This window comes from Bradyrhizobium erythrophlei (assembly GCF_042430365.1).
GTDB classification, from domain to species: Bacteria; Pseudomonadota; Alphaproteobacteria; order Rhizobiales; family Xanthobacteraceae; genus Bradyrhizobium; species Bradyrhizobium erythrophlei.
Map to the genome: position 1 here is coordinate 37621 of NZ_JBHMET010000259.1, position 7036 is coordinate 44656.

Annotated in this window: 7 protein-coding genes; 6 read left to right on the top strand and 1 reads right to left on the bottom strand. The window is 65.1% G+C overall.

Features of this window, described 5'->3' with window-relative positions; genetic code table 11:
- The first annotated feature begins 11 nt into the window (after window positions 1-11).
- From fba to ACFFWD_RS39725, 6 genes are all read left to right on the top strand, one after another.
- A complete protein-coding gene (fba, locus tag ACFFWD_RS39700) occupies window positions 12-1094 on the top strand; it encodes a class II fructose-bisphosphate aldolase (protein ID WP_376974838.1) in 1083 nt (360 codons plus the stop codon).
- Window positions 1095-1127: 33 nt separating this feature from the next.
- Window positions 1128-2588 (top strand): form I ribulose bisphosphate carboxylase large subunit, encoded by a 1461-nt coding sequence (locus ACFFWD_RS39705; RefSeq protein WP_376974839.1) that lies wholly within the window; start codon window positions 1128-1130, stop codon window positions 2586-2588.
- A 12-nt stretch (window positions 2589-2600) separates the two neighbouring features.
- Window positions 2601-3026 carry a ribulose bisphosphate carboxylase small subunit gene (locus tag ACFFWD_RS39710; RefSeq protein WP_376974840.1) on the top strand — a complete coding sequence of 142 codons (426 nt, stop codon included), beginning with the start codon at window positions 2601-2603 and terminating at the stop codon, window positions 3024-3026.
- A 108-nt stretch (window positions 3027-3134) separates the two neighbouring features.
- Window positions 3135-4064, top strand: coding sequence for a CbbX protein (cbbX, locus tag ACFFWD_RS39715; RefSeq protein ID WP_376974841.1), 930 nt, complete (start codon window positions 3135-3137; stop codon window positions 4062-4064).
- The gene (locus tag ACFFWD_RS39720; RefSeq protein WP_376974842.1) at window positions 4061-4777 is read left to right on the top strand and encodes an HAD family hydrolase; all 717 of its coding nucleotides are present in this window, start codon (window positions 4061-4063) and stop codon (window positions 4775-4777) included. The genes cbbX and ACFFWD_RS39720 overlap by 4 nt, the downstream gene beginning before the upstream one ends.
- Window positions 4778-4897: 120 nt before the next feature.
- Window positions 4898-5731, top strand: a complete 834-nt coding sequence (locus tag ACFFWD_RS39725) for an inositol monophosphatase family protein (protein ID WP_376974843.1) — start codon at window positions 4898-4900, stop codon at window positions 5729-5731.
- Window positions 5732-5762: 31 nt separating this feature from the next.
- Here ACFFWD_RS39725 and ACFFWD_RS39730 read toward each other — a convergent pair whose 3' ends face one another.
- Complete coding sequence (locus tag ACFFWD_RS39730) at window positions 5763-6677, bottom strand: PaaI family thioesterase (protein ID WP_376974844.1); 915 nt, start codon at window positions 6675-6677, stop codon at window positions 5763-5765.
- Window positions 6678-7036 lie beyond the last annotated feature (359 nt).

Here is a 7036-nt window from a genome sequence, read left to right on the forward strand (position 1 = left end):
AGGACGTCAACATGGCGCGGATAACCCTGAGGCAATTGCTCGACCACGCCGCGGAGCGCGGCTACGGCGTGCCGGCTTTCAACATCAACAACATGGAGCAGGGCCTTGCCATCATGGAGGCGGCGGCGGCCTGCGATGCGCCTGTCATCATACAGGCCTCGCGCGGCGCCCGGGCTTACACCGGCGACATCATGCTGGCGAAGATGATCGATGCGCTTGAAGAGATGTACCCGCAGATCCCGCTCTGCCTGCATCTCGACCACGGCAACGAGGAGTCGACTTGCGCCACCGCGATCCGCTACGGATTCACGTCTGTCATGATGGACGGCTCGCTCAAGGCAGACGCCAAGACCGCGGCCGACTATGACTACAACGTTGGTATCACCCGTCGCGTCGTCGAGATGGCGCACTGGGTCGGCGCATCGGTCGAGGGCGAACTCGGCGTGCTCGGCTCGCTGGAGCACGGCGGCGGCGAGCAGGAGGACGGCCACGGCGCCGAGGGCCAGCTCAGCCACGACCAATTGCTTACCGACCCCGACCAGGCCGTCGATTTCGTCCGCGCCACCAGGGTCGACGCGCTCGCCATCGCGATGGGCACCTCGCACGGTGCCTACAAGTTCACGCGCAGGCCCGACGGCGACATCCTCGCGATGCCCGTGGTCGAGGAGATCCATGCCCGTCTGCCCAACACGCATCTGGTGATGCACGGCTCGTCCTCGGTGCCGCAGCCGCTGCAGGACATGTTCAACCAGTTCGGCGGCGAGATGCCGCAGACATGGGGCGTGCCGGTCGAGGAGATCGTCCGCGGCATCAAGCACGGCGTGCGCAAGGTCAATATCGACACCGATTGCCGGCTCGCGATGGCCGCCGCTTTCCGCAAGGTCGCGGTGCAGTCGAGGAGCGAATTCGATCCGCGCAAGTTCTTGAAACCCGCGATGGAGGCCTTGCGCGAACTCTGCCGCGACAGGTTCGAGCAGTTCGGCACGGCGGGCAATGCCGGCAAGATCCAGGTGATCCCGCTGTCGGAGATGGCCAGGCGCTATCGCTCCGGCGCGCTCGATCCGCAGATTGGAAGCATGACCCAGGCCGCTTGAGCAGCGCGGCGACAAATCATTCAGGAGGACCACATGAACATGCAGTCGATCACGGTGCGCGGCAAGGATCGCTACAAGTCCGGCGTGATGGAATACAAGCGCATGGGCTATTGGGAGCCGAACTACGAGCCCAAGGAGACCGACGTCATCGCGCTGTTCCGCGTCACGCCGCAGGATGGTGTCGATCCGACGGAGGCCTGCGCCGCGGTCGCCGGCGAGTCCTCGACTGCGACCTGGACCGTGGTGTGGACCGACCGGCTGACCGCTGCGGAGAAGTACCGCGCGAAGTGCTACCGCGTCGATCCGGTGCCGAATTCGCCGGGCAGCTACTTTGCCTATATCGCCTACGATCTCGATCTGTTCGAGGCGGGCTCGATTGCCAACCTGACGGCGTCGATCATCGGCAATGTCTTCGGCTTCAAGCCGCTGAAAGCCTTGCGGCTGGAGGACATGCGGCTGCCGATCGCCTATGTGAAGACGTTCCAGGGCCCGGCGACCGGAATCGTGGTCGAGCGCGAGCGGCTCGACAAGTTCGGTCGGCCGCTGCTTGGCGCGACGATAAAGCCTAAGCTCGGCCTGTCCGGCCGCAACTACGGCCGCGTCGTCTATGAGGCGTTGAAGGGTGGGCTGGACTTCACCAAAGACGACGAGAACATCAACTCGCAGCCTTTCATGCATTGGCGCGAACGCTTTCTCTACTGCATGGAGGCGGTCAATCGCGCCCAGGCCGCAACCGGGGAAATCAAGGGTACCTACCTCAACGTCACCGCGGCGACGATGGAGGACATGTATGAGCGCGCAGAGTTCGCACACGAGCTCGGCTCCAACATCGTCATGATCGACCTGGTGATCGGCTACACCGCGATCCAGTCGATGGCGAAATGGGCGCGCAAGAACGACATGATCCTGCATCTGCATCGCGCCGGTCATTCGACCTATACGCGCCAGCGCAATCATGGCGTGTCGTTCCGCGTCATCGCCAAGTGGATGCGATTGGCCGGCGTCGATCACATCCATGCCGGCACGGTGGTCGGCAAGCTCGAAGGTGACCCGAACACCACCCGCGGCTACTACGACATCTGCCGCGAGGACTTCAACCCGATGCAGCTCGAGCACGGGGTGTTCTTCGACCAGCACTGGGCGAGTCTCAACAAGCTGATGCCGGTGGCCTCGGGCGGCATCCATGCAGGCCAGATGCACCAGCTGCTCGACCTGCTCGGCGAGGATGTGGTGCTGCAATTCGGCGGCGGCACCATCGGGCACCCGCGCGGCATCCAGGCCGGCGCGACTGCGAACCGCGTCGCGCTGGAGGCGATGATCCTCGCCCGCAACGAGGGCCGGGACTACGTCCATGAGGGGCCCGAGATCCTGGCAAAGGCGGCGCTGACCTGCACGCCGCTGCGCGAGGCGCTCGACGTCTGGAAGGACGTCACCTTCAACTACGAATCGACCGATGCTCCCGACTTCGTTCCAACGCCGAGTATGGCCGTCTGAAAGGAGACTTGTATGCGCGTGACCCAAGGATGTTTCTCGTTCCTGCCCGATCTCACCGACGAGCAGATCGCCGCGCAGGTGCAATATTGTCTCGACAAGGGCTGGGCGGTGAACATCGAGTTCACGGACGATCCGCACCCCCGCAACACCTATTGGGAGATGTGGGGCCTGCCGATGTTCGACCTGCGCGATGCCGCTGGCGTCATGAAGGAGCTCGCCGACTGCCGGCGCGTCTATGGCGATCGCTACATCCGCATCTCCGGCTTCGATTCCAGCCATGGTTGGGAGTCGGTCCGCATCTCCTTCATCGTCAACCGTCCCCGAGAGGAGCCGGGCTTCCGGCTCGACCGGCAGGAATCCGTCGGCCGCAACGTCCGCTACGCGACGCAAGCCTACGCGGCGATGCGTCCCGAGGGCGAGCGCTACACCGATCATTGACCGCGTCCGGGGTTCAAGCCAGGTGGATTGCTCCCTCGGCCGCCTGGTCCGGATGCACTTCTCCGTCGTCGCCGCCGCGGCGACGGAGCTTTTCGATGCGAGAGGACGATGACGAAAGTGCAGGAACAGACCCGCGAAGCCCCGGTCCAGACCATCGATCTCCGGCATGAATTCGCCGATCTCGGCATTGGCGACGTGCTCGACCAGCTCGATTCCGAGCTGATCGGGTTGAAGCCGGTGAAGACGCGGATCCGCGAGATCGCCTCGCTGCTGCTGGTTGAGCGCATCAGGCAGAAGATGGCGCTCGCGACGACATTTCCGACGCTGCATATGTCGTTCACCGGCAATCCGGGCACCGGCAAGACCACGGTGGCGATGCGGATGGCCGGTATCCTGCATCGGCTCGGCTTTGTCCGCCGCGGCCACGTCATCAGCGTCACGCGCGACGATTTGGTCGGGCAATATATCGGCCACACGGCGCCGAAGACCAAGGAGATACTCAAGAAGGCGATGGGCGGCGTGCTGTTCATCGACGAGGCTTATTACCTCTATCGCCCCGAGAACGAGCGCGACTATGGTCAGGAGGCGATCGAGATCCTGTTGCAGGTGATGGAAACCCAGCGCGAGGATCTGGTCGTGATCCTGGCCGGCTACGGCGACCGGATGGAGACGTTCTTCCAGAGCAATCCGGGCTTCCGTTCGCGGATCGCCCACCATATCGACTTCCCCGACTATTCGGACGCCGAGCTGCTCTGGATCGCCGAGTTGATGCTGCAACAGCAGAACTATCATTTGTCATCGGAAGCCCGCGAGGCCTTCATCCGTTACATCGCCGTGCGCAAGGCGCAGCCGCTGTTCTCCAATGCGCGGTCGATCCGCAATGCGCTTGATCGTATCAGGCTGCGCCAGGCCAACCGGCTTGTTGCAAAGCTCGACCGCACGCTGACCGCCGACGACGTGATGTCGATCGAAGCGGGTGACGTGCTTGCCAGCCGCGTGTTCGCCAAGGGAACCGGAACGACCGGCGAGGGGCGATGAGCGAGGCGCTCGCGGCGATCCGCGCGAGCGGCATGCGCAACGTGATCGCAAGCGCGCGGGCGCTGATCTTCGATGTCGACGGCACCTTAGCCGAGACCGAGGAGGTGCACCGCCGCGCATTCAACGAGGCCTTTGCGCAAGCTGGCCTCGACTGGTGCTGGGACCGCGCGACCTATCGCCGATTGCTGCGCGTCACTGGAGGAAAGGAGAGGATCCGCGCCTTCGACGAACAGAGTGCCGCTCCCACGTTGACGTCGTCCGCGGTCGCCGACCTGCATCGGCTCAAGACCGCGCGCTATGTCGATTTGGTCGCATCCGGCGGCTGCCCGCTGCGGCCGGGCGTCGCTGCCTGGCTCCAGAGTGCCCGCCGACGCGGTCAGCGCCTGGCGATCGCCACGACGACCTCCCACGGCAATATCGATGCGCTGCTGTCGGTCGCGCTCGGCGGCGATTGGGGCGATCTGTTCGAGGCGATCGTCGCCGGGGACGACGTTCCGCGCAAGAAGCCGGCGCCCGATGTTTATCTCGAAGTGCTGGCGCGGCTCGGGCTCGCTCCGGCCGATTGCATCGCCATCGAGGATTCCGGCAACGGGCTTGCGGCGGCCTCGCGCGCCGGGATTCCCGTCGTCATCACCCGCAGCGCCTATTTTGGCGATGATGATTGGACCGGCGCGCTTGTGGTTGTCGATAACCTCTTGGAGTTTGGACCCTGACGTGCCGGCGGCTGCGATCTGACCAATCGGCGCACGTTTCTCCAGAAATGGCGGGCCGCACGTGATGGGACTGCATCGATTTCTGCGGTAGGATGCCGGGGCAACGCAGGAGAATGCCGCGTGAAACTGTCGCATGCCGATGCCGTCAGCATCGGAACGATCCTGGCCGATGTCGGCCGTAGCGAAATCATGCCGCGATTTCGTCGCGTGCGGGAGCTCGAGATCCGCACCAAGACCTCCGCATTCGATGTCGTCACCGAAGCCGATGAGGCCGCCGAGCAGGTGATCTCGGCGGCACTCTTGCGTGCGTTCCCGGGTGCCGCTGTTGTCGGCGAGGAGGGCACCGCGCGCGACCCGGCTGCACTCGACCAGGTCGGGACGGCGGATCTCGCCTTCATCATTGACCCGATCGACGGTACGCGGAACTTCACCTCCAGCCTGCCGCTGTTCGGCACCATGGTGGCGGCGACGGTGCGCGGCGAGATCGTGTTCGGCGCGATCCATGATCCCGTCTCCGACGACACCGCGTTCGCGCTGCGCGGCGAGGGCGCCTGGCTCGCGGCACCGGACGGCAGGCGCTTCGATCTGAAGGTCGCACCGCCCGTGCCGGTGAAGCAGATGGAGGCGGTGATCGGCGTCAACTTCCTGCCCGAACCGTTGCGGACGGTTGTTGCGGGCAATCTCTCCAGGCTCGGCACGAGCTCCTGGCTCCGATGCGCGGCCCACGAGTATCGCATGGCGGCGTCGGGGCACTGCCATCTCCTGTTCTACAACAAGCTGATGCCGTGGGATCACGCGGCGGGCTGGCTGCTGCATCGCGAGGCCGGCGGCTACAGCGCGCATTTCGACGGCAGCCCCTACCGGCCCGTCAACCTGAAGGGCGGCCTGCTCTGCGCGCCCGACGAGGCGAGCTGGAACGCCGCGAAGCGGGCGATCCTGACGCCGGCCGGATAAGTATCCGCGGCGCGTTTCGCTCCAATCTGAGCTATTCCTCGTCAAGGCCGGGCGTTTGCCGCAGCATGAAGTGGCCGAAGGCCGATGCGATCGGCTTGGCCGGATCGTCCTGCCAGGCCTGCGCCTCGAAGGCGACGACGCGGCGGCCCTGCTTGACGATCGACACCCTTGCGTAGCTGTCGAGCGCGCGGCCGGAGCGCAGATAGTTGATGGTCAGGCCGATCGGCTTCGGCCGCGCGTCGACGCCGAGCTCGCGCGTCACGCCGACGATCGCGGTGGTCTCAAGGAGCGCGCCGGTGATGCCGCCGTGAATCGCCGGAAGGATCGGATTGCCGATGATCCTTGGCGAGAACGGCATCATCAGCGTGTCGTCATGGCCCACGCGGATGCCGAGACAGCGCGCGAAGGGGCTGCTGGCGAACACGCCCGCCGGATCATCCGGCGCGTCGAGCTCGGGCAGCGCGCCGTACGCCGCGATGGCCTTGTCGCGCAGCATGTTGGTCCGGTTGGCATTGACCATGAAACAGGCCGTCGCGGTGGCGACGGGATCGTCCTCGGACTCCTGGTAGGCGGTCGCGCGCACGAAGGCGATCAGGCGGGTAACGCGGTAGCAGATCGAATGCGCCCTGATCTCGAGGCCGGGTGTCGCCGGCTTCTGATAGTCGATGCGCAGGTCGAGCGTGGCGATCGCACGCGTGCCGTCGAGCGCGAGCTGCACCGCCATGCCGCAGCTCTCGTCGAGCATCGCGGTGACCACGCCGCCGTGCAGCACGCCGGTCTCGGTGTCGCCGACGAACACCGGGCGATAGGGCAGGCTCGCCCAGGCTTCGCCGGGCGCGGCACGATCGAGCCGCAGCCCGCTCAGCGTGCCATAGAGGGAACGGCGCGCCTGGATGGTGCGCGCGAGGTCGTCAAAGGAGAGGGTTGTGTTCGATGGTTCGGTCATGCTGACGTTCTAGACCATCGTGATGGCGCGGGCAAAGGATCTGGTTGGGTCGTCATTGCGAGCTAAGCGAAGCAATCCATGCCTCCGCGCATGCGGAACGATGGATTGCTTCGTCGCTTCGCTCCTCGCAATGACGGGGGCTGCGTATCTAACTGTCAAACAGCAAGCGGACATGAGCCCACATTCTCGCGGCACATTTTGCCCGAGCTTTGCGTCGCCTTCCGCCCTCTCCTCAAACAGAGGGCGCAGGGAAAGCCGGGTGCCGATCGCACCCATGGGTCCCGAGCAAAAGGAAAGCTCGGGAGGTAGGACCACAGGTGAAACCGGAAAACACTCCGGCTTTCCCTGCGCGATGGTTT

Excerpts from the sequence above, each read along its gene's own strand:
- ACFFWD_RS39720 (WP_376974842.1), top strand. The coding sequence starts at position 4,061 with ATGAGCGAGGCGCTCGCGGCGATCCGCGCGAGCGGCATGCGCAACGTG.
- fba (WP_376974838.1), top strand. The coding sequence starts at position 12 with ATGGCGCGGATAACCCTGAGGCAATTGCTCGACCACGCCGCGGAGCGC.
- ACFFWD_RS39730 (WP_376974844.1), bottom strand. The coding sequence starts at position 6,677 with ATGACCGAACCATCGAACACAACCCTCTCCTTTGACGACCTCGCGCGC.
- ACFFWD_RS39710 (WP_376974840.1), top strand. The coding sequence starts at position 2,601 with ATGCGCGTGACCCAAGGATGTTTCTCGTTCCTGCCCGATCTCACCGAC.
- cbbX (WP_376974841.1), top strand. The coding sequence starts at position 3,135 with ATGACGAAAGTGCAGGAACAGACCCGCGAAGCCCCGGTCCAGACCATC.
- ACFFWD_RS39705 (WP_376974839.1), top strand. The coding sequence starts at position 1,128 with ATGAACATGCAGTCGATCACGGTGCGCGGCAAGGATCGCTACAAGTCC.